We start from the raw sequence: 25237 nt of genomic DNA, 5'->3' as shown, positions 1-25237 counted from the left end.
AGGGTCGTTCTCGGTTCGAGGCAGGCGTACGGTCCGCCCGGCCCGGCCGCCCGGTCTACTTGATCATGTAGATCGTGGCGAACAGGCCGATCCAGACGACATCGACGAAGTGCCAGTAGTAGGACACGACGATGGCCGCGGTCGCCTGCTCGTGGGTGAACCTCTTCGCCGCGTAGGTGCGTCCGAGGACCAGCAGGAAGGCGATGAGACCGCCCGTCACGTGCAGGCCGTGGAAGCCGGTGGTCAGGTAGAACACCGAGCCGTACGGGTCGGACGAGAGCGACAGGCCCTCGTGCTTGACCAGCTCGGTGTACTCGAAGACCTGACCGCCGATGAAGATCGCACCCATCACGAACGTGACGATGAACCACATCCGGAGCTTCTTCACGTCCCCGCGCTCGGCGGCGAACACACCGAGCTGGCAGGTGAGGGAGGAGAGCACCAGGATCGTGGTGTTGGTCGCCGAGAACGGGAAGTTCAGGGTGCTGGCCTTCTCGTGCCAGAACTCCGGACCGGTCACCGATCGCAGGGTGAAGTACATCGCGAAGAGGGCCGCGAAGAACATCAACTCGGAACTCAACCAGATGATGGTTCCGACGCTGGTGAGGTTCGGCCGGTTGACCGACGGGTGCGCGTGCCCGGTTTCTACTGTCGTTGCTGTCGCCACGACCGACATTATGTCGGTCGCTTATCCCGCCCTCACTCCGGGGGGTGCCGTTCGGAGTGTTGCTCCCTTCCGTACCGGTGCTGACGTGGTCTTCGAGGGAGTAGCATCCGCGCATCGGGCCTGTCCTTAAAGACGCTGACGTCACGGAGGAACAATGCAGCCGACCGCCACGGTGCTGGTCTACAGCGACGACTCCAACACCCGGGAGCAGGTGCGGCTCGCGACCGGTCGCCGCCCCGCTCCGGATGTGCCGGCCGTGGAGTTCATCGAGTGCGCGACCCCCGCCGCCGTCATCAAGGAGCTGGACAGGGGCGGGATCGACGTCTGCGTCCTGGACGGTGAGGCCGTGCCCATGGGGGGCATGGGCGTGTGCCGGCAGATCAAGGACGAGATCTTCGAGTGCCCGCCCTCGCTGGTACTGATCGGACGGCCGCAGGACGCGTGGCTGGCGACGTGGAGCAGGGCGGACGCGGCGGTGACGCTGCCGGTGGAGCCGGTGGAGTTCGCGTCGGCGCTGGCGTCGCTGCTCCGCGGGAAGCGGGCGCTGAGCGCCTAGCCGGCTTTCGGGGACGGGCCCGCCGCTACACCGACTCGGGTCTCAGGCGGGCCTGGACCTGGGGGGCGGGCACCTCGGCGGTGCCGCCGACCAGGGCGCTGCCCTCGCGCCAGTTCTTCCAGTCGAGGTTCCAGTCGCCGTAGCCGTTGCCGAAGGGGGCCATGGTGTCGCCGGCCGAGTTGACGACCTCGACGATGTCGCCCTCGTTGATGGTGTCGTAGAACCACTCGGCGTTGCCCATGCTCATGCCGGTGCAGCCGTGGCTGACGTTCGCGTATCCCTGGGACCCGGTCGACCAGGGGGCGGCGTGGACGTACTCGCCGCTGTTGGTGACCCTGACGGAGTGGTGCACGGTCAGGTCGTAGAAGTCCGACGCGCCTATGCTGGCGCTGGTCATGCGGACGGTGCCTTCCTTGGCCAGGACGACCTTGACCCCGTTGCGGGTGTCGTAGCCCGGCATGCCGGTGGTGACCGGTATCTGCTTGATGACCTCGTCGTTCTTGTAGACGGTCATCTGGTGCGAGGCGGCGTCCGTGACGGCGACTATCTTGGCGCCGGTGGTGAGCTGGATGGGCTCGGCCCTCCCGCCCCAGAGCCGGTCGCCTATCTTGAGGCCCTCCAGGTTGCTGTGCACCCGGATGGTGGCGTCGGCGGGCCAGTAGTCCTTGGGGCGGAAGTGGAGCTTCTTGTCGTCCACCCAGTGCCAGGCGCCCTCCGCCGCGGGGGTGGAGTCCACCTTCAGGGCGCGTTCGACGACGGCCCTGGCGGCCCTGTCCTTGACGGGCCGGCTCAGTTCGGCGGTGACGGGCTGGCCGACGCCGTACCTGCCCTCCTTCGGTCCGAAGGTGACGTTCAGGCGCTTCTTGGTGAGGGGGCGGCCGGTGGCGAAGGCGACGGTCTCGCGGCCGGGGGCGCCGTCCTCGTCCTCGGTGCTCACGCGGACCGTGTAGCGGGCGTTGGCGGCGAGCGGCGAGGTGGAGTGCCAGCGGTCTCCGTCCTCGGAGAGTTCGCCCGCCACATAGCGTCCTGCGGCGTCCACGGCGGTGACGTCGGTGATGCGGCCGTCGTCCTTCGCGGTGATCTCCAGCGGCCTGTCGGGGTCGGCCTTCTCGCCCTGGCCGGTCGGGGTGTTGAAGGAGACCTGGTCGGCCGCGTCGTAGGGCGTGCCCGAGAGCGGGTGGCCACCGGAACCACAGGCGGTGACGCCCGCTCCCAGGGAGACCACCAACAGGGTGCAGCCGGCGACCGTGCGGTTACGGGGTGATGTGCTCATGAGTTCACCGTAGGAACGCCCGTCAAGCGTGGCGCGCCGGGTGACCCGACCGAGCGACGGACGGCGTGGCAAAAGGGGGAAGCCCGGACCTCCTGTCGGAGTGTCCGGGCTTCCGTCCGCTCTGCGCGTGCTACGGGCGCGGTGTCACTGGTTCTGGTTCTCGCCGCGGTAGTACTCGAAGACCCAGCCCCACAGACCGATCAGGATGATCGGGGTGGAGAAGTACAGCAGCCACCAGCCGAAGACGACGCCCATGAAGGCGAGCGCGCCGCCCACGCCGAGGGCGAGGGGCTGCCAGCTGTGCGGGCTGAAGAACCCGATCTCACCGGAGTCGTCCGCGACGTCGGCCTCCTTGTCGTCCTGCGCGCCCACGTCGACCCGCCGGGCCGTGAAGGCCAGGTAGTAGCCGACCATGATGCACAGGCCGAAGGCCAGGAAGAGCGCCGTGGTACCGGCCGGCTCCTTCGACCACACGCCATAGACGATCGCCATGGCGAGGACGAAGACGCTCAGCCAGATGAACATCTTGCCTTGGACCTTCACTTGCCGGCCTCCTTGCCGCTGGCAGCGAGCTCGCCTGCCGCCGGGCCGCCGTGCGCGAGCTGTTCGAGCGCGGCGATCTCCGGGTGGTGCAGGTCGAACGCCGGGGATTCACTGCGGATCCGCGGCAGGGTGAGGAAGTTGTGCCGGGGCGGCGGGCAGGAGGTCGCCCACTCCAGCGAACGGCCGTAACCCCACGGGTCGTCGACCTCGATCTTCTTGCCGTACTTGGCCGTCTTCCACACGTTGTAGAGGAACGGCAGGATCGACAGACCGAGGACGAACGAGGCGATCGTGGAGATCGTGTTCAGCGCGGTGAACCCGTCGGCCGCGAGGTAGTCCGCGTAACGACGCGGCATGCCCTCGGCGCCCAGCCAGTGCTGGACGAGGAACGTGCCGTGGAAGCCGATGAACAGCGTCCAGAAGGTGATCTTGCCGAGGCGCTCGTCGAGCATCTTGCCCGTCATCTTCGGCCACCAGAAGTGGAAGCCGGAGAACATCGCGAAGACCACGGTGCCGAACACCACGTAGTGGAAGTGGGCCACCACGAAGTACGAGTCCGAGACGTGGAAGTCCATCGGCGGCGAGGCCAGGATGACGCCGGTCAGACCACCGAAGGTGAAGGTGATCAGGAAGCCGGTGGCCCAGAGCATCGGTGTCTCGAAGGACAGCGAGCCCTTCCACATCGTTCCGATCCAGTTGAAGAACTTCACGCCTGTGGGGACGGCGATGAGGAACGTCATGAAGGAGAAGAACGGGAGGAGCACGCCGCCGGTGACGTACATGTGGTGCGCCCACACCGTCACCGAGAGGCCGGCGATCGCGATGGTCGCGCCGATCAGGCCCATGTAGCCGAACATCGGCTTACGGGAGAAGACCGGGATGACCTCGGAGATGATGCCGAAGAACGGCAGGGCGATGATGTACACCTCTGGGTGGCCGAAGAACCAGAAGAGGTGTTGCCACAGCAATGCGCCGCCGTTGGCCGCGTCGAAGACGTGCGCGCCGAACTTGCGGTCCGCCTCCAGGGCGAACAGCGCGGCCGCGAGGACCGGGAAGGCGAGCAGGACCAGGACACCGGTCAGCAGCACGTTCCACACGAAGATCGGCATGCGGAACATGGTCATGCCGGGCGCGCGCATGCAGATGATCGTGGTGATGAAGTTGACCGAGCCGAGGATCGTGCCGAAGCCGGAGAAGGCCAGACCCATGATCCACATGTCGGCGCCGATGCCCGGGCTGCGGACCGCGTCCGACAGCGGGCTGTAGGCGAACCAGCCGAAGTCGGCCGCGCCCTGCGGGGTGAGGAAGCCACCGACCGCGATGAGCGAGCCGAAGAGGTACAGCCAGTACGCGAACATGTTCAGCCGCGGGAACGCCACGTCGGGCGCGCCGATCTGCAGCGGCATGATCCAGTTCGCGAATCCGGCGAACAGCGGCGTCGCGAACATCAGCAGCATGATCGTGCCGTGCATCGTGAACGCCTGGTTGAACTGCTCGTTCGACATGATCTGCGTGCCCGGGCGGGCGAGCTCGGCGCGCATGAAGAGCGCCATGACTCCGCCGATGCAGAAGAACGCGAACGACGTGACCAGGTACAGCGTGCCGATCGTCTTGTGGTCGGTCGTCGTCAGCCACTTGACGACGACCTCACCACGCCGCTGGCGCCGGACCGGGAGCTCGTCCTCGTAGTGGGAACCCGCCCCCTCGGCACCCTGAGGTTCGTTGAGGATGCTCACAGTACGTTCGTCTCCCGGTTCTTCTCGTGCTGCGTCTGCTCGATGCCGGCCGGGACGTAACCGGTCTGCCCCTTCTCCACGAGCGACTTGAGGTGCTCCTCGTAGCGCTCCTGGGAGACGACCTTCACGTTGAAGAGCATCCGCGAGTGGTCCACGCCGCAGAGCTCGGCGCACTTGCCCAGGAAGGTGCCCTCCTGGTTGGGGGTCACCTGGAAGGCGTTGGTGTGGCCCGGGATGACGTCCTGCTTCATGAGGAACGGCACCACCCAGAAGGAGTGGATGACGTCACGCGAGGTCAGGACGAAGCGGACCGTCTTGCCCTTCGGGAGCCAGAGCGTCGGGCCCGGGTTGCCGGTCTGCGGGTTCTTGTCGCCGGGAATGCCGCAGGTGTAGACGCCGCCGGCGTTCGCCGGGAAGTCCTTCTTGTACCGGTTCGGGATCGCGGCCAGGTTCTTGTCGGTGGCCGCGTCGCCGGTGGAGCCTTCGACGTTCTCGATGTAGTTGAAGCACCAGCTCCACTGGAAGCCCACCACGTTGACCGTGAGGTCGGGCTTCTTGGACGTGTCGAGCAGCTTCGACTCGTCACGGGCGGTGAAGTAGAACAGCACCGAGACGATGATCAGCGGGACGACCGTGTACAGCGCCTCGATGGGCATGTTGTACCGGGTCTGCGGGGGAACTTCGACCTTGGTGCGGCTGCGCCGGTGGAAGAAAGCACTCCACAGGATCAGGCCCCACACCAGCACGCCCGTGGCGAGCGCGGCCGCCCACGACCCCTGCCACAGGGAGAGGATCCGCGGAGCCTCTTCCGTGGTCGGGGTGGGCATACCCAGGCGGGGGAAGTCCTCCCATGTGCAACCGGTGGCGGTCGCCAGGACCAGGCCTGCGGTCATCGCCTGCAGCAGCCTCCGCCGCATCGGGCGCCGCGGCATGGGGGTACCGCCCGCGCCCTTCAGGCAGCGGGGGAGGTCGGAGCCGTTGGGACTCACGTAGCGCCTTCCCGAGAGTCTCGCCCGCGCGGTATGGCTGCGGCCTTCTCGCTGGTCGGTCGCCGCCCTGCGACGGGCAGGGGTTTGGATGTTTATGCGGACCAAACCCTACTGGACGCGTTTTGGGGTCGCGCGGGGAGGGGGTGCCCAACACTCCGTGGGTTACGCCGGGCGCCTAATAGCTCGGTAGTTCGGGTGATTTGGCGGGTGCGGTGCGTCGTGGTCGTTCGCGCAGTTCCCCGCGCCCCTCTGGGGGCAGCCCTGCTTATAGCGTGGAGGTGTGGCGTACTTCGACTCTGCATCCTCCGCTCCCCTTCATCCCGTCGCCCGGCAGGCGCTGATGGCTTCGCTGGACGAGGGGTGGGCCGATCCCGCACGGCTCTACCGGGAGGGGCGGCGGGCCCGGCTGCTGCTCGACGCGGCACGCGAGGCGGCCGCCGAGGCGGTCGGATGCCGGGCCGACGAACTGGTCTTCACCTCGTCGGGGACCCGGGCGGTGCACACGGGGATCGCGGGAATGCTGGCCGGGCGGCGGCGGGTGGGGCGCCACCTGATCGTGTCGTCCGTCGAACACTCGTCGGTGCTGCACGCGGCGGAGACGCACGAGGCCGACGGCGGGACGGTCACCCGGGTGGCGGTGGCCCGTACCGGGTCGGTGGCCGCTTCCTCCTACGCCGAGGCCCTGCGCCCCGACACGGCGCTGGCGTGTCTGCAGTCGGCCAACCACGAGGTGGGGACCGAGCAGCCGGTGGCCGAGGTCGCGCGGGCGTGCCGGGAGGCGGGCGTGCCGTTGCTGGTGGACGCGGCGCAGTCGCTCGGGTGGGGCCGGGTGGACGGTGACTGGTCGGCGCTGACCGCCAGTGCGCACAAATGGGGCGGCCCGTCCGGGGTCGGCCTGCTCGTGGTGCGCAAGGGGGTGCGCTTCGCGGCGCAAGGGCCCGCCGACGAACGGGAGTCGGGGCGGGCCGCCGGGTTCGAGAACATCCCGGCGATCGTGGCGGCCGCCGCCTCGCTGCGGGCCGTACGGGCGGAGGCGGACGCGGAGGCGGTACGGCTGCGGGAGTTGACGGAACGGATCCATGCCCGGGTGCCGTCGCTGGTGCCCGATGTGGAGGTGGTCGGCGACCCGGAGCACCGGCTGCCCGGGGTGGTCACCTTCTCCTGTCTCTATGTCGACGGGGAGACCTTGCTCCACGAGCTGGACCGCGAGGGTTTCTCCGTCTCCTCCGGGTCCTCCTGCACGAGCAGCACGCTGACGCCCAGCCATGTGCTGCGGGCCATGGGGGTGCTGAGCGAGGGGAACGTGCGGGTGTCGCTGCCGGCGGGGGCGGCGGAGGCGGACGTCGAGCGGTTCCTGGCGGTGCTGCCGGGGGCCGTCGCGGCGGTCCGGGAGAAGCTGGGGGCACCGGCCCCCGCGGCCGTGGTGCACGAGGACGTCCTGGTGGTGGACGCCCTCGGCAAACGGTGCCCGATCCCCGTCATCGAGCTGGCCAAGGTGATCGGGGACGTCCCGGTCGGCGGCACGGTCCGCGTCCTGTCCGACGACGAGGCGGCCCGGCTGGACATCCCGGCGTGGTGCGAGATGCGGGGCCAGGAGTACCTGGGGGAGGAACCGGCGGAGCGGGGTTCGGCGTACGTGGTGCGCCGGGTGGGCTAGCGGGGCGGCCCGCGCCCCTGGGAAAGCCGGGGGCGCGGGCCGCCCGGCCCGTCCGGTTCAGGTACTTGCCTGCCTCTGGTTCAAGGGCGCCCTCACCTCGTTCTGGTTCGGGTGCGCCCTCACCTCTAGTTCAGGTGCTTCTTCACCTCGGCCGCGGCCTCGTCCCCGTACGCCTTCTCGAACCGGTCCATGAAGTGGCCCCGGCGCAGCGCGTACTCCTGCGTCCCCACCGTCTCGATCACGAGGGTGGCGAGCATGCAGCCGACCTGGGCCGCCCGCTCCAGCGAGACGCCCCAGGCCAGCCCGGAGAGGAAGCCCGCGCGGAACGCGTCGCCGACTCCGGTGGGGTCGGCCTTGCGCTCCTCCTCGGCACAGCCGACCTCGATCGGGTCCTGACCGGCGCGCTCGATGCGCACGCCCCGCGCGCCGAGCGTGGTCACCCGGTGGCCGACCTTGGCGAGGATCTCCGCGTCGGACCAGCCGGTCTTGGACTCGATGAGGCCCTTCTCGTACTCGTTGGAGAAGAGGTACGTGGCGCCGTCCAGCAGTATCCGGATCTCTTCGCCGACCATCCGGGCGATCTGCTGGGAGAAGTCCGCGGCGAACGGGATGCTCCGGGAGCGGCACTCCTCGGTGTGCCGGAGCATCGCCTCCGGGTCGTCCGCGCCGATGAGGACGAGGTCGAGGCCGCCCACGCGGTCGGCGACGGTCTGCAGCTCGATGAGGCGGGCCTCGCTCATCGCACCGGTGTAGAAGGAGCCGATCTGGTTGTGGTCGGCGTCCGTGGTGCAGACGAAGCGGGCCGTGTGCAGCGTCTCGGAGATGCGCACGGAGGCGGTGTCCACCCCGTGCCGGTCGAGCCACGCGCGGTACTCGTCGAAGTCGGAGCCCGCCGCGCCGACCAGGATGGGGCGCGTGCCGAGCTGCCCCATGCCGAACGCGATGTTCGCGCCGACACCGCCCCGGCGCACGTCGAGCTGGTCGACGAGGAAGGAGAGGGAGACCGTGTGCAGCTGGTCCGCGACGAGTTGGTCGGCGAAGCGGCCCGGGAAGGTCATCAGATGGTCGGTGGCGATGGAGCCGGAGACTGCGATACGCACGGCGAGGACACACTCCTGCGAAGGGAGAGGGGATTGACAGTTCACGCTACCGGGTCGGCCACCCGCTCTGAAGCAGGCGAAACTACCCGATAGTAGGTCTTTCTTCGCAGGGTTCGCGGTGCGTACGGTGCCCGTATGACGAACACCAAGATCAATGGCACCGTTCCGTTCGACCCGGACGGCGGCAGCCTCGCGGCGCTGCGCGGCGACTGCGCCCGGATGGCTCCGCACTGGGCGGCCCCCGCGAAGGTCATTACGGCTCCCGTCTCCCCTTCGCTCATCCACGGGGTCACGGTGCCGGTGACGTCCGCACGGCTGGTGGACGCGATGCCGGAATACGGCTACTGAGGGAACCGCCCGCTCCCTACGGTCACTGAGGGAACCGCCCGCCCCCCCGCCGCGTCCCATCGCCGTCCCCCGAAGAGGGGATGCGGTGTACGACCTGCCGAAGGAGCGATGCGGTGAACTCCGAGCGACCCGACAACCCCGAGAACCCGGACGAGGGCCCGGAGCCCGACGCCACCGAGGCGCTCGGGGCTGCCGGGGACGACGCCACCGGGACGGACGGGGCCGATCCGGCCGACCGGGCCGACCAGCCCGGTGGGCCCGCGGGCGAGGCCGAGACCGCGGAAGCGGATACGGCCGGTGACGCCGACATCGTGAGCGGCGGCGGTGGCGGCCGGCCGGGCGCCCGGCGCACCCGGGTGGTCGTCGCGTCCGTGGCCGCCGCCGTGCTGCTGGTCGGAGGCGGCGGGGCGCTCCTCGCCAACACGGCCTCCGACGGGTCCGGGGGCGACGGCAAGGGCTCCGGCGCGCCGGGCGGTGACGGCACTCCCCCGCCCCTCGCGCTCGACGGACAGGGCGGCGGTGGTTCGAACGGCATCGCGCCCGGTGAACCGAACCCCTACGGGGTGACCTATCGCGCGGACGACGAGCTGCCCGAGGGCCCCGGCTCGGCCCCGGTGTACGCACTGAAGGGCGAGGTGACGGCCTCCGCGGTGGCGCGGCTCGCCAAGGCGCTCGGCGTCGAGGGCAAGCCCACCGCCGAGGGCGAGAGCTGGCGGGTGGGAGCGGCCGGGGACGGCACGGAACCGGTGCTGCGGGTGAGCCGTGAGGCGCCGGGGGCATGGACGTTCGAGCGGTACACGCCGGGCACCGACGACTGCCGCAAGGCCGAGGTCTGCGCGTCCGACGGCTCGGCCGGGGCCGGTGACCCGGTGAGCGAGGCGGTGGCCAGGAAGGCCGCGATGCCCGTGCTCAAGGCCGTCGGCCAGGACGACGCCAAGCTCGACGCCACCCAGCTCATGGGCGCCGTACGGGTGGTGAACGCCGACCCCGAGATGGGCGGGCTGCCCACGTACGGCTGGGCGACCGGCATCCGGATCGGCGCCGACGGGCAGGTGCTCGGCGGCAGCGGCAACCTGACGCCGCCGAAGAAGGGCGACACGTATCCCGTCGTGGACGCCGACCGGGCGCTGAAGCTGCTGAACGACTCGGGGCAGGGTGTGGGCCCCGGGCGGGGCGGCATCGGCGGCTGCACCGGTCCCGTCCCGCTGGAGGGGGAGAACGGCTCGGCCGTGGAGAGCGGGACGGTCGCGTCGGGCGAGACCCCGTGCGAGCGGGTGAGCACGGCCCCGAAGCGGGAGACGGTCGCCGTCGAGAAGGCGGTGTTCGGGCTCGCCTCGCAGCAGGTGGACGGGCAGCCGGCGCTGGTGCCGTCCTGGCTGTACGAGGTACGGCCGGCCAAGGCGGCGGAGACCTACACGGTGACGCAGCCGGCGGTCGATCCGGCGTACCTGGCGAGCCCCGAGTCCCGCTCGAAGCCGACCGACAAGCCCGGTGGGCCGCGTGACACGCCCCCCGCCGACGCCTCCTGGCGCGATGTGCGGATCGAGGGCTACACGGCCGCCGGCGACGTGCTGACCGTGTCGTTCTGGGGTGGCGCGTGCAGCGACTACGCGACCTCGGTGCGCGAGGAGTCGGGTGAGGTGACGGTCACCGTGACCGACACCTCGCAGGAGAACACCACCTGCATCATGATCGCCAAGGCGTTCGAGCGGACGGTACGGCTCGACAAGCCGCTCGGCGACCGGAAGGTGGTCGGGTCGGACGGCGAGGAGCTCCGGAAGGGCGGCATCGCGGAGTTCGAGCCGCGGTAGACGCCACCGCCGGGCCGGGCCCGGACGGCATGACGGAAGGCGGCGCCCCCCTCGCGGGGGACGCCGCCTTCGTCGTGCCCGATCGTCGCCGTACGCGTGGTGCTGCCGCGCGCGGGCGGGGACCCTAGCTGAAGGAGTCGCCGCAGGCGCAGGAACCCGTCGCGTTCGGGTTGTCGATGGTGAAGCCCTGCTTCTCGATGGTGTCGACGAAGTCGATCGTGGCGCCACCCAGGTACGGGGCGCTCATGCGGTCGGTGACGACCTTCACGCCGTCGAAGTCCTTCTCCACGTCACCGTCGAGCGAGCGCTCGTCGAAGAAGAGCTGGTACCGCAGGCCGGAGCAGCCGCCGGGCTGAACCGCGACGCGCAGCGCCAGGTCCTCACGGCCTTCCTGGTCGAGCAGGGCCTTGACCTTGGCCGCGGCGGCGTCGGTCACGATGATGCCGTCGGTGACGGTGCCGGTCTCGTCCGATACGGACATCTACATCTCTCCCGGGTTGTACGGAGACTGCTTGCCGACGGGTGCAACCGCCGGAGCCCCGGATTCATTCCGGGCCGCGTGGATTCGCCACGCTTCTGTCTTCATGCTCGCACATGGCCCGTGACAGGGGCACGGGGTCGCCGGGGGCTGTGGACAACGCCACGCGCCGGAGCGGGGCGGGGACGCGGCGAGGGCGGGGCGGGGCGGGGACGCGGCGAGGGCGGGCCGGGGACGCGGCGTGCGGGCCGCCGGGATTCATGTCACATGGACACTATGGGCATCGTCAAACTGACGTGAAGCGGTTATGATAGATAGCGTCAAATCGACGAAAAGGATCGTCCGCATGTCCCGCCGACCCTCCCCCGGGGCGGCGAGCCGCAGAACAGAAAGGGTGCGTGCCGTGACCACCGCCCAGACCCAGGAGCTCGACGTACAGCCGACGCCCCTCGCCCTGCTGCTGCTCGGCCGCGAGGCCGACCCGCGGAGCGAGCGGGGCGTCGAGTGCCCGGGCGACCTCCCCTCCCCGTCCGACCCCGACCTGGTGGAGCGCGCCCGCGCCGCCAAGGAGAAGCTCGGGGACAAGGTCTTCGTGCTGGGCCACCACTACCAGCGCGACGAGGTCATCCAGTTCGCGGACGTCACCGGCGACTCCTTCAAACTCGCGCGGGACGCGGCGGCGCGGCCCGAGGCCGAGTACATCGTGTTCTGCGGTGTGCACTTCATGGCCGAGTCGGCGGACATCCTCACCGGTGACGAGCAGAAGGTCGTGCTGCCGGACCTGGCCGCCGGGTGCTCCATGGCCGACATGGCCACCGCCGAGCAGGTCGCCGAGTGCTGGGACGTGCTGACCGAGGCGGGCGTGGTCGAGCAGGTCGTGCCCGTGTCGTACATGAACTCCTCGGCCGACATCAAGGCGTTCACCGGCAAGCACGGCGGCACGATCTGCACCTCGTCGAACGCGAAGCGGGCCCTGGACTGGGCCTTCGAGCAGGGCGAGAAGGTGCTGTTCCTGCCGGACCAGCACCTGGGCCGCAACACGGCCGTACGGGACATGGGGATGTCGCTGGACGACTGTGTCGTCTACAACCCCCACAAGCCGAACGGCGGCCTCACGGCCGAGCAGCTGCGGGCCGCGAAGATGATCCTGTGGCGGGGTCACTGCTCGGTGCACGGCCGCTTCAGCCTGCAGTCCGTGAACGACGTGCGGGAGCGGATACCGGGCGTCAACGTGCTGGTCCACCCCGAGTGCAAGCACGAGGTCGTGGCGGCGGCGGACTTCGTCGGCTCGACCGAGTACATCATCAAGGCGCTGGAGGCCGCGCCGGCCGGTTCCAAGTGGGCCATCGGCACCGAGCTGAACCTGGTGCGGCGGCTGGCGAACCGTTTCGCGCCGGAGGGCAAGGAGATCGTGTTCCTCGACCGCACGGTCTGCTTCTGCTCCACCATGAACCGCATCGACCTCCCCCACCTCGTGTGGACCCTGGAGTCCCTCGCCGAGGGCACCCTGGTCAACCGCATCGAGGTCGACAAGGAGACGGAGGCGTTCGCGAAGCTGGCGCTGGAGCGGATGCTGGCGCTGCCGTAGGGGCGTGACCGGCAGAAGCAGAAAAGCCGGGAAGAGCCGAAAAGCCGGGGCAGCGCCCCGGCTTTTCGTCGTTCCGTGTCCGTGCCGCGTCAGACCTCCGCGGGCTCCGGCGACTCCGCGTCGGCCCCCGCCGTCGCCGGACCGGACTCCTTGCCCGCCCGCTTCAGGGCCTTCTTCTTCGCCCGGCGCTCCTTGCGGATCTCGATCATCGTGTAGAGGGTCGGGACCAGCAGGAGCGTCAGCAGCGTCGAGGTGATCAGACCGCCGATCACCACCACGGCCAGCGGCTGCGCGATGAAGCCGCCCTCGCCGGTGATGCCGAGGGCCATCGGCAGCAGCGCGAAGATCGTCGCCAGTGCCGTCATCAGGATCGGACGGAGGCGGTGGCGGCCGCCCTCGATGACCGCCTCGACGGTGCCGTAGCCCTGGCGGCGGTACTGGTTGATCAGGTCGATCAGCACGATCGCGTTGGTCACCACGATGCCGATCAGCATCAGCATGCCGATCATCGCGGGGACACCCATGGGCGTGCCGGTGACGATCAGCAGGCCGATGGCGCCGGTGGCCGCAAACGGGATGGAGACCAGCAGGATCAGCGGCTGGACCAGGGACCGGAAGGTCGCGACCAGCAGCATGAAGACGATCGCGATCGCCGCGAGCATCGCGAGGCCGAGCGAGGCGAACGCCTCGTCCTGGTCCTCGGAGACACCGCCGATGGAGGCGGTGGCGCCCTCGGGCAGCTTCAGGGCGTCCAGCTTGGCGGTGAGGTCGGTGCTGACCGCGCCGGTGTTGTCGCCCTTGGGCTTCGCCGTGATCGTCGCGGCCCGCTGGCCGTCGATCCGGGTCATGGCCACCGGGCCGTCCACCAGCTCGACGTCCGCGATGTCGCCGAGCTTCACCGCGCCGAGCCGCAGGTTCCGCAGCTCCTTCAGCGTCCGGGCGGGCTTCGCCGACGTGATGACGATGTCCCGCTCGGTGTCGCCGAGAACGGCCCGGCCGCTCGTGGTCCCGCGCACCGCCTGGGAGACGGCCGCGCCGAGACTCTGGTCGTCGAAGCCGGCCGCGGCCGCCTTGTCGGTGGCCTTCACCGAGATCCGGGGGACGCTCTGGGAGAGGTCGCTGGTGACGTCCGAGACGTTGTCCATCGTCGAGACGGCGTCCCGGACCTGCCCGGCGGCCTTGCGCAGGACGTCGGCGTCGGCGGCCTTCACGACCACGCTCAGGTCCTGGCTGCCGAAGGCGTCGCCGACCGCGACGGTCGTCGTACCGATCCCGGAGAGCCCGGCGAGGCCCTTCTCGATGGTCTCCTGGACGTCCGAGGCCGTGGCCGAGTCGTCCAGCATGACGCTGTACGAGGCCTGGTTGGAGTCGGTGCCCCCGCCGAACGCGGCCAGGAAGCCGGAGGAGCCGATGGTGACCTGGTAGTCCTTGACGCCCTCGGTGCCGGCGAGCAGCTTCTCGACCTTCTTCGTCTGCGTGTCGGTCGCCGCGAGGCTGGTGCCGGGCTTCAGCTCCTGCTTGAGGCTGAGGACCTCCTGGTCGCCCGGGTCGAAGAAGTTCGTCTTCAGCAGCGGGGCCATGCCGAAGGTGCCGACCAGCACGACGGCCGCGATGGCCAGGCTGGTCAGCCGGCGGCGGGTGGCGAAGCGCAGGACGGGGACGTAGAAGCGCTGGAGGCGGCTCTTCGCCTCCTTCTCCTCGGCCTGGCGGCGGGCTTCCTCGGCGTCCTCGGGCGTGCCCTTCGGGGCGCGCAGGAACCAGAACGACAGGACCGGGACCACGGTCAGCGAGACCACGAGGGAGGCCAGCAGGGCCGCCGTCACGGTCAGCGAGAAGCTGCCGAACAGTTCGCCCACCATGCCGCCGGTCAGGCCGATCGGCAGGAAGACCGCGACGGTCGTCAGGGTGGAGGAGGTGACCGCGCCGGCGACCTCGCGGACCGCCTTGAGGATGGCCTCCTCGCGCTCCTCGCCGTAGCCGAGGTGCCGCTTGATGTTCTCCAGCACCACGATCGAGTCGTCGACGACCCGGCCGATGGCGATGGTCAGCGCGCCGAGGGTGAGCATGTTGAGGGAGAGGTCGCGGGTCCACAGCACGATCAGCGCCAGGACCACCGACAGCGGGATGGAGACCGCGGTGACCAGGGTGGAGCGGATCGACGCGAGGAAGACCAGGATGACCAGGACCGCGAAGAGCAGACCGAGGGCGCCCTCGGTGGTCAGGCCGTCGATGGACTTGGAGACCGCCGGGCCCTGGTCGCTGACCACGGTGACGGTGGCGCCGGAGCCCAGGTCGCGGCGCATGTCCGCCAGCTTGTCCTCGACGGCCTCGGAGATGGCCACCGCGCTGCCGTTCCGGTCCATGGTGACCATCACGGCGAGGCTCGGCTCACCGTTGGTGCGGGTGAGGGAGTCGGCCTTGGCCTGCTCCTCCTTGACGTCGGCGACATCGGCGAGACGTACGGGCTTCTTGGCGCCCTCGCCGCGCACCCGCAGGTTCTCGATCTGTTCCAGCGAGGTGTAGCCGCCGCCGACCCGGACGGTGCGGTTGGCGCCGTCCTCGTCGAAGGAGCCCGCGGGGATCGTGACGCCGCCGGCCTGGAGGGCCTGGGAGAGGGCCAGGGTGGTCAGGCCCGCCCTGGCGAGCTTCGCGTCGTCGGGGGTGACGGTGACCTGGACGTCCCGTACGCCGTCCACGGTGACCTGGCCGACGCCGTCGATGCCCTCCAGCGTGGGCACGACCGTCCGGTCGAGCCGGTCGGCGAGGGCCTGCTGGTCCTCGTCGGAGGAGACGGCGAGGACGACGGTCGGCATGTCGTCCGTGGAGCCCGCGATCACCTGCGGGTCCACGTCGTCCGGCAGCTGCGCCCGGACCCGGTTGACGGCCTGCTGGACGTCGGCGACGAGCTGCTCGGTGCCGGGGCCGTAGTCGAAGGACGCCATGATCAGGGCGTTGCCCTCACTGGCGGTGGAGGTGACGCCCGTGATGCCGTCGACGGCTTCGAGGCTGTCCTCGATCGGCTCGACGACCTGCTTCTCGACCACGTCCGGGGACGCGCCCTGGTAGGGCGCCAGCACGGACACCACGGGCAGTTCGATGGTGGGCAGGAGCTGTTGCTTGAGCTGCGGTATCGCGATCGCCCCGAAGACGAGCGCGATGATCGACATCAGACCGACGAGGGCCCGTTGTGCGAGGCTGAACCGGGACAGCCAGGACATGGGTCAGGGTCTCTCTTCCGTGGCGTGAGCGGAGGACGAACGCCCGTGCCACATGCGGCTGGATCCCCCATGTGTCGCCCGTGTGAAGCGAGTGTGAGCGCTCACCTCATACCCTGGGCCATGGGAGTGCCCCTCTCCCTCGCTCCGCAGGGCCATTTCCTTATGCCGCGCCTACTCCGGGTGGAGTAGTCCCGGGCGCGCTCAGTCCACCTTCGGTCGTACCAGGCCCGACTCGTACGCGAAGACCACCAGTTGGGCCCGGTCGCGGGCGCCCAGCTTGGCCATGCCCCGGTTGACGTGCGTCTTCACGGTCAGCGGGCTGACCTCCAGCCGCTCGGCGATCTCGTCGTTGGAGAGCCCGCCCGCCACCTGCACGAGCACCTCGCGCTCGCGGCCGGTCAGGGTGGCGAGGCGCTCGGAGCGGGCGGCGCCCTGGTCGCCGTCGGCCGAGTCGTCGGGCTGGGCGAGGAAACGGGCGATCAGGCCCTTGGTCGCGGTCGGCGACAGCAGGGCGTCGCCGTCGGCGGCGACCCGGATCGCGTTCAGCAGTTCCTCCGGCTCGGCGCCCTTGCCGAGGAAGCCGGAGGCACCGGCGCGCAGCGACTGCACGACGTAGTCGTCGACCTCGAAGGTGGTGAGGATGACGACGCGTACCCGGGTGAGCGTGGGATCGGCGCTGATCAGGCGGGTGGCGGCGAGTCCGTCGGTGCCCGGCATCCGGATGTCCATCAGCACGACGTCCGCCCGCTCCTCCTTCGCGAGCCGCACCGCCTCCGCCCCGTCCGACGCCTCCCCCACGACCTCCATGTCCGGCTCCGAGTCGACGAGCACCCGGAAGGCGCTGCGCAGCAGGGCCTGGTCGTCGGCGAGCAGGACACGGATCGTCATACGGGGTCCCCCGGGGCGCTGGTCACGGTCGGGCCGCCTGCGCGGCGGTCGTACGGGTCGTGAGCGGCAGGATCGCATGGACGCGGAACCCGCCGCCGTAGCGGGGACCGGTGGTGAGGGTGCCGCCCAGCGCGGTGGCACGCTCCCGCATGCCGAGAAGTCCGTGGCCGCCGCCGTCGGCCGTCCCGCCCCCGGCGCCCGTCCTCGTCCGCCCGGTGCCGTCGTCGAGGACGGTGATCTCCACGTTCGGGCCGACGCGGACCACGCTGACCTCGGCCTTCGCCGACTCGCCCGCGTGCTTGTGCACATTGGTGAGGGCCTCCTGGATGACGCGGTACGCCGCGAGGTCGACCGCGGCCGGGAGGCTCACCCCCTCGTCGGCGCGGACCACCTCCACCGCGAGGCCCGCGCTGCGGAAGGTGCCGACGAGTTCGTCGAGCCGCACCAGGCCGGGGGCGGGTTCGGTGGGGGCCTCGGGGTCGCCGGACTGGCGCAGCAGACCGACCGTGGCCCGGAGTTCGCCCAGTGCGGAGCGGCTGGCCTCGCGGACGTGGGCGAGGGCCTCCTTGGCCTGGTCGGGCCGCTTGTCCATGACGTGCGCGGCGACCCCGGCCTGCACGTTGACCAGGGCGATGTGGTGGGCGACGACGTCGTGCAGGTCGCGGGCGATCCGCAGGCGTTCCTCGGCGACCCGGCGGCGGGCCTCCTCCTCGCGGGTGCGTTCCGCCCGCTCGGCGCGTTCCCGGATGGCGTGCACGAAGTCGCGGCGGCTGCGCACCGCGTCACCGGCCGCGGCGGCCATGCCGGTCCAGGCGAAGAGGCCGATGTTCTCCTGGTCGTACCAGGGCAGCGGGCCGGCGAGCATGGCCGTCCCCGTCAGCACGGTCATCGTGAGCAGGCCCACGCGCCAGGTGGTGGGGCGGTCGGTGGTGGAGGCGACGGTGTACAGGGCGATGACGGCGGACATCGCGACCGGGGCGCGCGGGTCGCCGGTCACCAGTTCGGCGAGGGTGAGGGCGGAGGTGGCCCCCAGCACGGCCAGCGGGGCCCGGCGCCGGGCGATCAGGACGGCGGCGGCCGGCACCATGAGCGTGATGCTGAGGGGAGCGGGGCTCCGGGCGCCCCATCGGGCGCCGTGCTCGGCGTGGGGGTCCACGAAGGCGCCCGCCACCATGGCGGCGAGGACGCCCAGGGCCAGGGCGGCGTCCAGCGCGAGGGGGTGCGCCGTCAGCCAGGACCTGGCGCGGTGGAGGGTGCTCACGACCGTTTACGGTACGGGGCGCCGGCCGGGGGCGGAACGGGTGGTGGCGGTACCCGTGCGGGCGCAGGGCCCCTGCGGGCCCGTCCCGCGGTCGTCACCCGGGGATCAGGCCGTCGTCGCTCAGCATCTCCCGGACCTCCTCCAGGGTCGCGTCCGGGGCCGGGAGGATCAGCTCCGAGGGCTCCAGGGCGTCGTCGGGGAGGGGTGTGCCCAGCTCGCGGACCTTGTCCAGGAGGGCGTGGAGGGTGTGGCGGAAACCGGGGCCGTCACCGACCTCCATCTCCGCCAGGAGGACGTCGTCCAGTGTGTTCAGCTCGGCGAAGTGGGCGTCGTCCAGCCTCACCTGCCCCTCCCCCATGATCCGTACGATCATGTCGCCCTCCTCGGGACGCGTGACGGCTGCTCGCCGACGTGACGGCTACTTGTCGAAGCGCGGGGTGTCCTGCCGCTGGGACTGCTGCTGCGGGGCCGACTGGCCCGTGCCGCCCTCGATGGCCTGCTGCTGCGCGGACGGGCCTCCCGCCAGCTCCGCCTTCATGCGCTGGAGCTCCAGCTCGACGTCCGTACCGCCGGAGAGACGGTCCAGCTCGGCCTGGATGTCGTCCTTGTGCATCCCGGACGGGTCGTCGAGGGCGCCGGAGGCGAGCAGCTCGTCGATGGCGCCGGCGCGGGCCTGGAGCTGTGCCGTCTTGTCCTCGGCACGCTGTATGGCGAGACCGACGTCGCCCATCTCCTCGGAGATGCCGGAGAACGCCTCACCGATCCGGGTCTGGGCCTGGGCGGCGGTGTACGTGGCCTTGATGGTCTCCTTCTTCGTCCGGAAGGCGTCGACCTTGGCCTGCAGCCGCTGCGCGGCGAGAGTGAGCTTCTCCTCCTCGCCCTGGAGGGTGGAGTGCTGCGTCTCCAGGTCCGTCACCTGCTGCTGGAGCGCGGCACGGCGGGAGAGCGCCTCACGGGCCAGGTCCTCGCGGCCGAGGGCGAGCGCCTTGCGGCCCTGGTCCTCCAGCTTCGAGGACTGGGACTGGAGCTGGTTGAGCTGGAGCTCCAGACGCTTGCGGGACGTGGCCACGTCGGCCACACCGCGGCGTACCTTCTGGAGCAGCTCCAGCTGCTTCTGGTACGAGTAATCGAGGGTTTCGCGCGGGTCCTCGGCCCGGTCAAGGGCCTTGTTCGCCTTCGCGCGGAAGATCATCCCCATACGCTTCATGACACCGCTCATGGGCTTCGCGCGCCCCCTTCTGACGGAACTCCAGCTCACAGGTCTGCGACAGAACCCACAGTACGGGCCCTGCTTCTATTACCGCACTGTTCGGGGACCGATGCGCTCATCCCCAAGGACGACTGTGTACGGCGGCGCTCCGGCGTAGGGAGTAGGTGCTCCCCGGGGTCGTGTACGCACCGATCCCGCGGAATACCGCAGCCCCTCTACGGACGGGACGTCACCGCGCTCCCCCTTTTCCGGTTCCCGGGCTGCCCCGGCCACTGTCGCCCCACCTCTGTCTCCAGTACGGACGCCGGGTGTTGCCGGATCGTTCCCCACTCGGCTGGGGTCCATGCCCCGGCACCCCGTACCCTTGGGTTTTGTGTTCCGTAGCCGCGCCAAGAACGAGAAGGAATCGGCCGCCGCCAAGGCGTCGGTGACCGACTCCCAGCAGACCCGTCACCCGCAGGCCCCCAAGGGCCGGCCCACTCCCAAGCGGAGTGTGGCCCAAGGCCAGCGTCGGAGCGTCGCGCATACGCCGACGACGCGCAAGGAGGCCGCCAAGCGCTCCCGCGACGAGCGCCGCTCCGCCATGGAGAAGCAGCGTCAGGCCCTGGCCACCGGCGACGAGCGCTACCTGCCCGCCCGGGACAAGGGTCCGGTGCGCAGGTTCGCCCGTGACTACGTGGACTCGCGTTTCCACATCGCCGAGTTCTTCCTGCCGCTGGCCGTGCTGATCCTCGTGCTGAGCATGGTGCGGGTGGCGTCGCTGCAGAACGTCGCGCTGCTGCTGTGGCTGTTCGTGATCGTGCTGATCGTGGTCGACTCCATCGGCCTCGCCTTCCGTCTGAAGAAGCAGCTGAACGAGCGCTTCCCCGACGCGAACAAGAAGGGCGCCGTCGCCTACGCCCTGATGCGCACGCTCCAGATGCGTCGCCTCCGGCTGCCGAAGCCGCAGGTCAAGCGCGGAGAGCGGCCCTGAGCACGACTCCCTTCTCCGGCAGTGCCGCCGAAGCCTGGCTGAACCGGCTGGGCACCCTGCGTGAGGTCGTCCGCCAGGAGCTGGTCTCCCGGCAGGTCGACGAGCAGATAGCCGGCCGTTTCCCGGTCGGGCAGCGGCTCCGGGTCCTCGACGTGGGCATGGGGCAGGGCACGCAGGCACTGCGCCTGGCCCGCGCCGGGCACGCGGTGACCGGGATCGAGCGGGAGGCGAGGCTGATCGCCGTCGCCCGTGAGGCGCTGGCGGCCGAGCCCGAGGGCATCCGGGGCCGGGTGCGGATCGTCGAGGGCGACGGCCGCGACACCGGTGTGCACTTCCTGCCGGGCAGCTTCGACGTGGTGCTCTGCCACGGGGTTCTGATGTACGTCGAGGAGCCGGACGCGCTGCTGGCGGGGCTGGCGCGGATGCTGGCGCCCGGGGGGCTGCTGTCGCTGCTCGTGCGCAACGGCGACGCGCTCGCGATGCGGGCGGGGCTGGCCGGGGACTGGGCCGGCGCGCTCGCCTCCTTCGACACCACCGCGTACCGCAACCGGCTCGGGCTGGACGTACGGGCGGACCGGCTGGCGACGCTGACGGACGCGCTGGCGGGGATCGGGGCGCCGTTGCACGCGTGGTACGGGGTGCGGGTGTTCACGGACCTGGCCGCGGACGACGCGGGGGTCCCCGACGGTCAGGGGGACCTGGAGGTGCTGCTCGCGGCGGAGGAGCGGGCGGGGCGGACGGATCCGTATCGGCAGGTGGCGGCGTTGCTGCACCTGTGCGGGGTGCGGGGCTGAGGGCGCCTGGGAGCTCGGGGGTGGCTGCCTCGTCGGCGGCTGCGGGTGCGTGGGGGCTTCTCGCGCAGTTCCCCCCGCCCCTAAAAACATCAGGCCCCTGCGGGCCTGAAAAGCGACGGCCCTACGGGCCTGAAAAGCACGGGGCGCAGCCCCTGTTTTTCAGGGGCGCGGGGAACTGCGCGAGAAGCCCCACCGGACCCGCACCCGACCACGCACCGAACCCCCCGAGCTCTCCCACGGGGATCGGGGCGGAGCCCCGGACAGGGACCCCGCCCCACCGCGGAGCGCTACGCGTCCTGCGCATCCAGACTCATCGGCCCGTAGATCTCCGTCGTGTCCTCGAACAGACGGACCTGGTCGGCGCCGCCCTCCAGAAGCGCCTTCCAGTGTTCACCGATCCACGACTCGGCGTCCCCCTGGGTCGTGAACTCCTCGGGCTGGACCGCGGGCTGGACCTCCGTCCCGTCGGCCTTCTCGAACCGCCACGTCCATGCCGCCATGTGAGCCTCCGTAAGTACCGGCCCGGCACCACACACAGGGCGCCGAGCAAGATCCGGTTCCTCCCCTGAGCCTAGTCGGACGCACAAGACCTGCGGGTGTTCATCGGGACACGCGAAAATCGGGGGCGTGGAACTGACTTTGCTCGGCACCGGCGCCCCCGCGGGGCTTCCCCGCCCCGACTGTCCGTGCGCGGCGTGCGCGACCGCGCTCGGTGATGCCGCGCGCGGGGCGACCGCGCTGCTCGTGGACGGCTCACTGCTGCTCGACCTCACGCCGGGCGCCGCCCTCGCGGCCGCCCGCGCCGGGCACTCGCTGACCGGGGTGCGGCAGGTGCTGCTCTCCCATCCTCACGACGGGCCCCCCGTCGAGGTGCCGCCGGGGCTGCCGCAGCCGGGCCGGGTGCCGGACGGACGGGAGTTGACGCTGCTGACCGGGCACCGGGTCCGGGCCCTGTCCCTGGACGCGCCGGGCACCGGGTACGAGGTGACGGGGCCGGGCGGGCAGCGGCTGCTGTACCTGCCGCCGCGGGGCGCGCCCGCCGGCCTGGAGGAGCACACGACCGAGCCGTACGCCATGGTGCTCGCCGATGTCCTGGGCCGGCCGGACGCGCTGGCGCGGCTGCGCAGGGTGGGCGCCGTCGGGCCGACGACCGATGTCGTGGCCGTGCACATCGACCACGACGTGCCGCCGGACGGCGAGTTGCCGCGCCGGCTCGCGGCGGCGGGCGCGCGGGCCGTGCCGGACGGGACGACGCTGACGGTGGGCGTCTACGAGGACGTGCCCGACGTACCCCGGCGCACGCTGGTGCTCGGCGGGGCGCGGTCGGGAAAGTCGGTGGAGGCCGAGCGGCGGCTGGAGGCGTTCCCGGACGTGCTCTACGTGGCGACCGGCGGAACGCGGGGCGGCGACGGGGAGTGGGCCGCGCGGGTCACCGCCCACCGGGAGCGGCGGCCCGGTTCCTGGCGCACGGTCGAGACCTGTGACCTGGTCCCCCTGCTGAAGGACGACGACGGGGCGCCGCTGCTCATCGACTGTCTCTCGCTGTGGCTGACGGACGTGATGGACGAGGTGGGGGCGTGGGACGACGCGGAGTGGGCCGACGGCGGGGAGCGCGCGCTCCGGGCGCGTGTCACCGAGCTGACGGACGCCGTGCGGAACACGCGCCGCACGGTGGTCGCCGTCTCCAACGAGGTCGGCTCCGGCATCGTCCCCACCACCGCCTCCGGCCGGCGTTTCCGTGACGAACTCGGCCGGCTCAACGCGTCCTTCGGGGCGCAGTGCGAGCACGTGCTGCTGGTGGTGGCGGGGCAGGCCCTGCCCCTACGGGGGTGAGGAACGGTTCCCGGGGTTTGCGGGGGCGCTTGTCATGCGGTGCGGCGCGCGAGGACGCGGTGGGCGCGGGACCGGAGCGGGGCGCAGCGGCGGGCGGCGAGGATCTCGTAGCCCAGGGAGCCCAGTTCGGCGAGCAGGTTGCGCAGCGGCACGAGGTGGAGGGGGCGGGGCCGGTCGCGCGGTCTCCAGTAGCGGCGGCTGCCGAACGGCCGTGCCGGGTCCGGGACTTCGAGGAGGAGATGGCCGCCGGGGCGCAGGACGGCGTGGGCGGCGCGGAGTTCGTCGCGCGGGTCGGCGGTGTGTTCGAGATGGTGGAGCATGCTGACCACGTCGTAGCGGGCGCGCAGCCGGGCGGTGATCTCCGGGTCGGTCAGCAGGCCCTGGTACGCCTCCTCCACCCGCTCCTCCTCCCACGCCCGTCGGACGCCCCGGGTCGCGTCGATGCCGTCGAAGGAGGTGTACGGATGGACGGCCCGCGCCGCCTCGGGGAAGTGGCCGTGTCCGGTGCCGACGTCCAGCCAGCTCTCCGGTTCGAGGTACGCCGGCAGCGCGCGGGCGGCGCCCCGGTGGTGTCCGCGGCGCCGGCGTGCGTCGAGTGCGGCCCGTTCGTCGTCCTCCGCGGGGTGCCGGTGCCGCCCGAGCAGCAGAGCGTCCGCGGTCGGCCGGGGGTTCTGGAAGGCGTGCGCGCAGTCCCGGCACTCGTCCACCACGAACGTGCCCGGCGTGCGCCGCCCGCCCTCCGGCGCGCGCACCCGGGTGCGCACCTGCCGCGAGCCGCACCAGGGGCAGTCGTCCCGGCGCGGTTCCCGGAAGGGGTCGGCTCCCGTGGCGGGTCGGCCGGGCTCCGGCCGCGGGGTGGGGGGCATGGCGGCTCCTGGGAACGACGGGATCCCGTACGCGCCGGGGTGACGGCGTACGGACATTCGCCCCAAAAAGGTACGTACGCGAGAGGGATACCGGGCGCAACGACGTGCCCGTGGCGCGGTGGGACGTGCGTACGCCGCGGGGGCACGGTGTGGCGCGGTCGTGTTCGATCCCTGCCGGTACTGTTCGGCGAATGAGCTCGCTTAATCTCGACGACTTCACCGATCTGATCGAGCGCCCCGACGGCGGGGTGCGCCGCGACGCCGAGGCGCGGCGGGAGCGGCAGACCGTGCCGCCCGGGGCGCTGGGCCGCCTCGACGAACTGGGTGAGTGGCTGGCGGCGGCGCAGTCGGCCGTACCGGTGCGGCCGATCGGCCGGGCCCGGGTGCTGCTGTTCGCGGGCGACCACGGGGTCGCCGAACTCGGTGTCTCCGCGCGGGCCGCGGGCACCGCGGACGAGCTGGTGCGGTCCGTTCTCGACGGGAGCAGCCCGGTGGCGGTGCTGGCCCGGCAGCTCGACGTACCCGTACGCGTGGTGGACCTCGCGCTGGACTGCGATCCCGAGACCCTGCCCGCGGAGGTCGTACGGCATCGGGTGCGGCGCGGGTCGGGCCGGATCGATGTCGAGGACGCGCTGACGGCCGAGGAGGCGGAGGCCGCGTTCCGGGTGGGCGTCGCCCTCGCGGACGAGGAGGCGGACTCCGGGACCGATCTCGTCGTCCTCGGCGACATCAGCGTCGGCGGGACCACGGCGGCGGCCGTCCTCGTGGCCGGACTGTGCGGGACCGACGCGTCCGTCGTCACCGGGCGGGGCGGCCGGACGATCGACGACCTGGCGTGGATGCGCAAGTGCGCGGCGGTCCGGGACGCCCTGCGGCGGGCCCGGCCGGTGCTCGGGGACCAGCTCCAGCTGCTCGCCACCGTGGGCGGGGCGGATCTCGCGGCGATGACCGGCTTCCTGCTGCAGAGCGCGGTGCGGAAGATGCCGGTGATCCTGGACGGCGTGGTGTCGGCGGCGTGCGCGCTGGTCGCCCAGCGGGTCGCCTTCCGGGCGCCGGACTGGTGGCTGGCCGGACAGAACAGCGGGGAGCCCGCCCAGGCCAAGGCGCTGGACCGGATGGCCGTCGAACCGCTGCTCGACCACGGGGTGAAGGTCGGGGAAGGGGCAGGGGCGCTGCTGGCGCTGCCGCTCGTACGGGCGGCTGCGGCGCTGGCGGCGGAGCTGCCGGAGCGCGAGCCGGATGCGGCGGAGGCGGACGCGGTTCCCGCGCCGGACGCGGCGAAGCCGGCCGTGGAGTACGACGCGACCTGAGTCCCGGCGCGGGGGGCGGTTCTTCGGCTGCCGGCCCGGTGGGGGCTTCTCGCGCAGTTCCCCGCGCCCCCAGAGCCCAGGCCCTGCGGGCCTGAAAAACGATGGCCCCGCAGCCCTGAAAGCCAACGGCCCTGCGGG

23 protein-coding genes are annotated in these 25237 nt (G+C 71.4%); 9 read left to right on the top strand and 14 right to left on the bottom strand.

Annotation, left to right across the window (positions count from 1 at the left end):
* Positions 1-55: 55 nt before the first annotated feature.
* Positions 56-676, bottom strand: a complete 621-nt coding sequence (locus PYR72_RS35320; protein ID WP_037727920.1) for a heme-copper oxidase subunit III — start codon at positions 674-676, stop codon at positions 56-58.
* Between the two features lie 145 nt (positions 677-821).
* On the opposite strand from PYR72_RS35320, the gene PYR72_RS35315 reads away from it, so the two are divergent.
* Positions 822-1223 carry a hypothetical protein gene (locus PYR72_RS35315; RefSeq protein WP_037727918.1) on the top strand — a complete coding sequence of 134 codons (402 nt, stop codon included), beginning with the start codon at positions 822-824 and terminating at the stop codon, positions 1221-1223.
* Between the two features lie 25 nt (positions 1224-1248).
* Here PYR72_RS35315 and PYR72_RS35310 read toward each other — a convergent pair whose 3' ends face one another.
* The 4 genes from PYR72_RS35310 to coxB form a co-directional block, all read right to left on the bottom strand.
* A complete protein-coding gene (locus PYR72_RS35310; RefSeq protein ID WP_275459067.1) occupies positions 1249-2496 on the bottom strand; it encodes an Ig-like domain-containing protein in 1248 nt (415 codons plus the stop codon).
* A gap of 144 nt (positions 2497-2640) precedes the next feature.
* A complete protein-coding gene (locus PYR72_RS35305) occupies positions 2641-3039 on the bottom strand; it encodes a cytochrome c oxidase subunit 4 (RefSeq protein ID WP_275459066.1) in 399 nt (132 codons plus the stop codon).
* On the bottom strand, positions 3036-4775 hold the full coding sequence (ctaD, locus tag PYR72_RS35300; RefSeq protein ID WP_275459065.1) for a cytochrome c oxidase subunit I: 1740 nt from the start codon (positions 4773-4775) through the stop codon (positions 3036-3038). Before ctaD ends, PYR72_RS35305 begins: the two co-directional genes overlap by 4 nt.
* Positions 4772-5707: a cytochrome c oxidase subunit II gene (gene coxB, locus PYR72_RS35295; RefSeq protein ID WP_275460606.1), complete on the bottom strand. Its 936-nt coding sequence runs from the start codon at positions 5705-5707 to the stop codon at positions 4772-4774. Before coxB ends, ctaD begins: the two co-directional genes overlap by 4 nt.
* 337 nt (positions 5708-6044) lie before the next feature.
* On the opposite strand from coxB, the gene PYR72_RS35290 reads away from it, so the two are divergent.
* Positions 6045-7421, top strand: coding sequence for a cysteine desulfurase/sulfurtransferase TusA family protein (locus PYR72_RS35290; protein ID WP_275459064.1), 1377 nt, complete (start codon positions 6045-6047; stop codon positions 7419-7421).
* A gap of 125 nt (positions 7422-7546) precedes the next feature.
* On the opposite strand, the gene PYR72_RS35285 is transcribed toward PYR72_RS35290, so the two are convergent.
* Positions 7547-8521, bottom strand: a complete 975-nt coding sequence (locus tag PYR72_RS35285; RefSeq protein ID WP_275459063.1) for a carbohydrate kinase family protein — start codon at positions 8519-8521, stop codon at positions 7547-7549.
* A gap of 135 nt (positions 8522-8656) precedes the next feature.
* On the opposite strand from PYR72_RS35285, the gene PYR72_RS35280 reads away from it, so the two are divergent.
* Both PYR72_RS35280 and PYR72_RS35275 read left to right on the top strand, forming a co-directional pair.
* Positions 8657-8869, top strand: a complete 213-nt coding sequence (locus PYR72_RS35280) for a hypothetical protein (protein WP_275459062.1) — start codon at positions 8657-8659, stop codon at positions 8867-8869.
* A gap of 113 nt (positions 8870-8982) precedes the next feature.
* The gene (locus PYR72_RS35275; protein WP_275459061.1) at positions 8983-10680 is read left to right on the top strand and encodes a hypothetical protein; all 1698 of its coding nucleotides are present in this window, start codon (positions 8983-8985) and stop codon (positions 10678-10680) included.
* Positions 10681-10804: 124 nt separating this feature from the next.
* Here PYR72_RS35275 and PYR72_RS35270 read toward each other — a convergent pair whose 3' ends face one another.
* On the bottom strand, positions 10805-11161 hold the full coding sequence (locus tag PYR72_RS35270) for an iron-sulfur cluster assembly accessory protein (protein WP_013004278.1): 357 nt from the start codon (positions 11159-11161) through the stop codon (positions 10805-10807).
* A 400-nt stretch (positions 11162-11561) separates the two neighbouring features.
* Here PYR72_RS35270 and nadA point away from each other — a divergent pair, with 400 nt between their 5' ends.
* Complete coding sequence (gene nadA, locus PYR72_RS35265; protein WP_275459060.1) at positions 11562-12746, top strand: quinolinate synthase NadA; 1185 nt, start codon at positions 11562-11564, stop codon at positions 12744-12746.
* Positions 12747-12835: 89 nt separating this feature from the next.
* Here the strand turns inward: nadA and PYR72_RS35260 are convergent, their stop codons facing one another.
* The 5 genes from PYR72_RS35260 to PYR72_RS35240 all read right to left on the bottom strand — a co-directional run bounded on the left by PYR72_RS35260 (position 12836) and on the right by PYR72_RS35240 (position 19332).
* Positions 12836-15964 (bottom strand): efflux RND transporter permease subunit, encoded by a 3129-nt coding sequence (locus tag PYR72_RS35260; RefSeq protein ID WP_275459059.1) that lies wholly within the window; start codon positions 15962-15964, stop codon positions 12836-12838.
* Positions 15965-16165: 201 nt separating this feature from the next.
* On the bottom strand, positions 16166-16852 hold the full coding sequence (locus PYR72_RS35255; protein WP_275459058.1) for a response regulator transcription factor: 687 nt from the start codon (positions 16850-16852) through the stop codon (positions 16166-16168).
* A 22-nt stretch (positions 16853-16874) separates the two neighbouring features.
* Positions 16875-18113 carry a histidine kinase gene (locus tag PYR72_RS35250; protein ID WP_275459057.1) on the bottom strand — a complete coding sequence of 413 codons (1239 nt, stop codon included), beginning with the start codon at positions 18111-18113 and terminating at the stop codon, positions 16875-16877.
* A gap of 94 nt (positions 18114-18207) precedes the next feature.
* Positions 18208-18486, bottom strand: a complete 279-nt coding sequence (locus PYR72_RS35245; protein WP_059080745.1) for a hypothetical protein — start codon at positions 18484-18486, stop codon at positions 18208-18210.
* A gap of 45 nt (positions 18487-18531) precedes the next feature.
* Positions 18532-19332 (bottom strand): PspA/IM30 family protein, encoded by an 801-nt coding sequence (locus tag PYR72_RS35240; protein WP_060884980.1) that lies wholly within the window; start codon positions 19330-19332, stop codon positions 18532-18534.
* A gap of 334 nt (positions 19333-19666) precedes the next feature.
* On the opposite strand from PYR72_RS35240, the gene PYR72_RS35235 reads away from it, so the two are divergent.
* Positions 19667-20296: a DUF3043 domain-containing protein gene (locus PYR72_RS35235; protein WP_275459056.1), complete on the top strand. Its 630-nt coding sequence runs from the start codon at positions 19667-19669 to the stop codon at positions 20294-20296.
* Between the two features lie 80 nt (positions 20297-20376).
* Positions 20377-21090: a methyltransferase domain-containing protein gene (locus PYR72_RS35230; RefSeq protein WP_275460605.1), complete on the top strand. Its 714-nt coding sequence runs from the start codon at positions 20377-20379 to the stop codon at positions 21088-21090.
* A gap of 287 nt (positions 21091-21377) precedes the next feature.
* On the opposite strand, the gene PYR72_RS35225 is transcribed toward PYR72_RS35230, so the two are convergent.
* The gene (locus tag PYR72_RS35225) at positions 21378-21590 is read right to left on the bottom strand and encodes a hypothetical protein (protein WP_275459055.1); all 213 of its coding nucleotides are present in this window, start codon (positions 21588-21590) and stop codon (positions 21378-21380) included.
* A 127-nt stretch (positions 21591-21717) separates the two neighbouring features.
* Between PYR72_RS35225 and PYR72_RS35220 the strand changes: the two genes are divergently transcribed.
* A complete protein-coding gene (locus PYR72_RS35220) occupies positions 21718-22923 on the top strand; it encodes a bifunctional adenosylcobinamide kinase/adenosylcobinamide-phosphate guanylyltransferase (protein ID WP_037727903.1) in 1206 nt (401 codons plus the stop codon).
* A gap of 32 nt (positions 22924-22955) precedes the next feature.
* Here PYR72_RS35220 and PYR72_RS35215 read toward each other — a convergent pair whose 3' ends face one another.
* The gene (locus PYR72_RS35215) at positions 22956-23789 is read right to left on the bottom strand and encodes a class I SAM-dependent methyltransferase (RefSeq protein WP_275459054.1); all 834 of its coding nucleotides are present in this window, start codon (positions 23787-23789) and stop codon (positions 22956-22958) included.
* A gap of 191 nt (positions 23790-23980) precedes the next feature.
* Here PYR72_RS35215 and cobT point away from each other — a divergent pair, with 191 nt between their 5' ends.
* The gene (cobT, locus tag PYR72_RS35210) at positions 23981-25099 is read left to right on the top strand and encodes a nicotinate-nucleotide--dimethylbenzimidazole phosphoribosyltransferase (RefSeq protein WP_275459053.1); all 1119 of its coding nucleotides are present in this window, start codon (positions 23981-23983) and stop codon (positions 25097-25099) included.
* Positions 25100-25237 lie beyond the last annotated feature (138 nt).

Origin of the sequence: Streptomyces sp. VNUA24, assembly GCF_029167005.1 — a bacterium.
In the GTDB taxonomy this organism is placed as follows: Bacteria; Actinomycetota; Actinomycetes; order Streptomycetales; family Streptomycetaceae; genus Streptomyces; species Streptomyces scabiei.
Note: the sequence above shows the minus strand (reverse complement) of the source record. Positions and strands in the feature narration are given on the sequence as shown.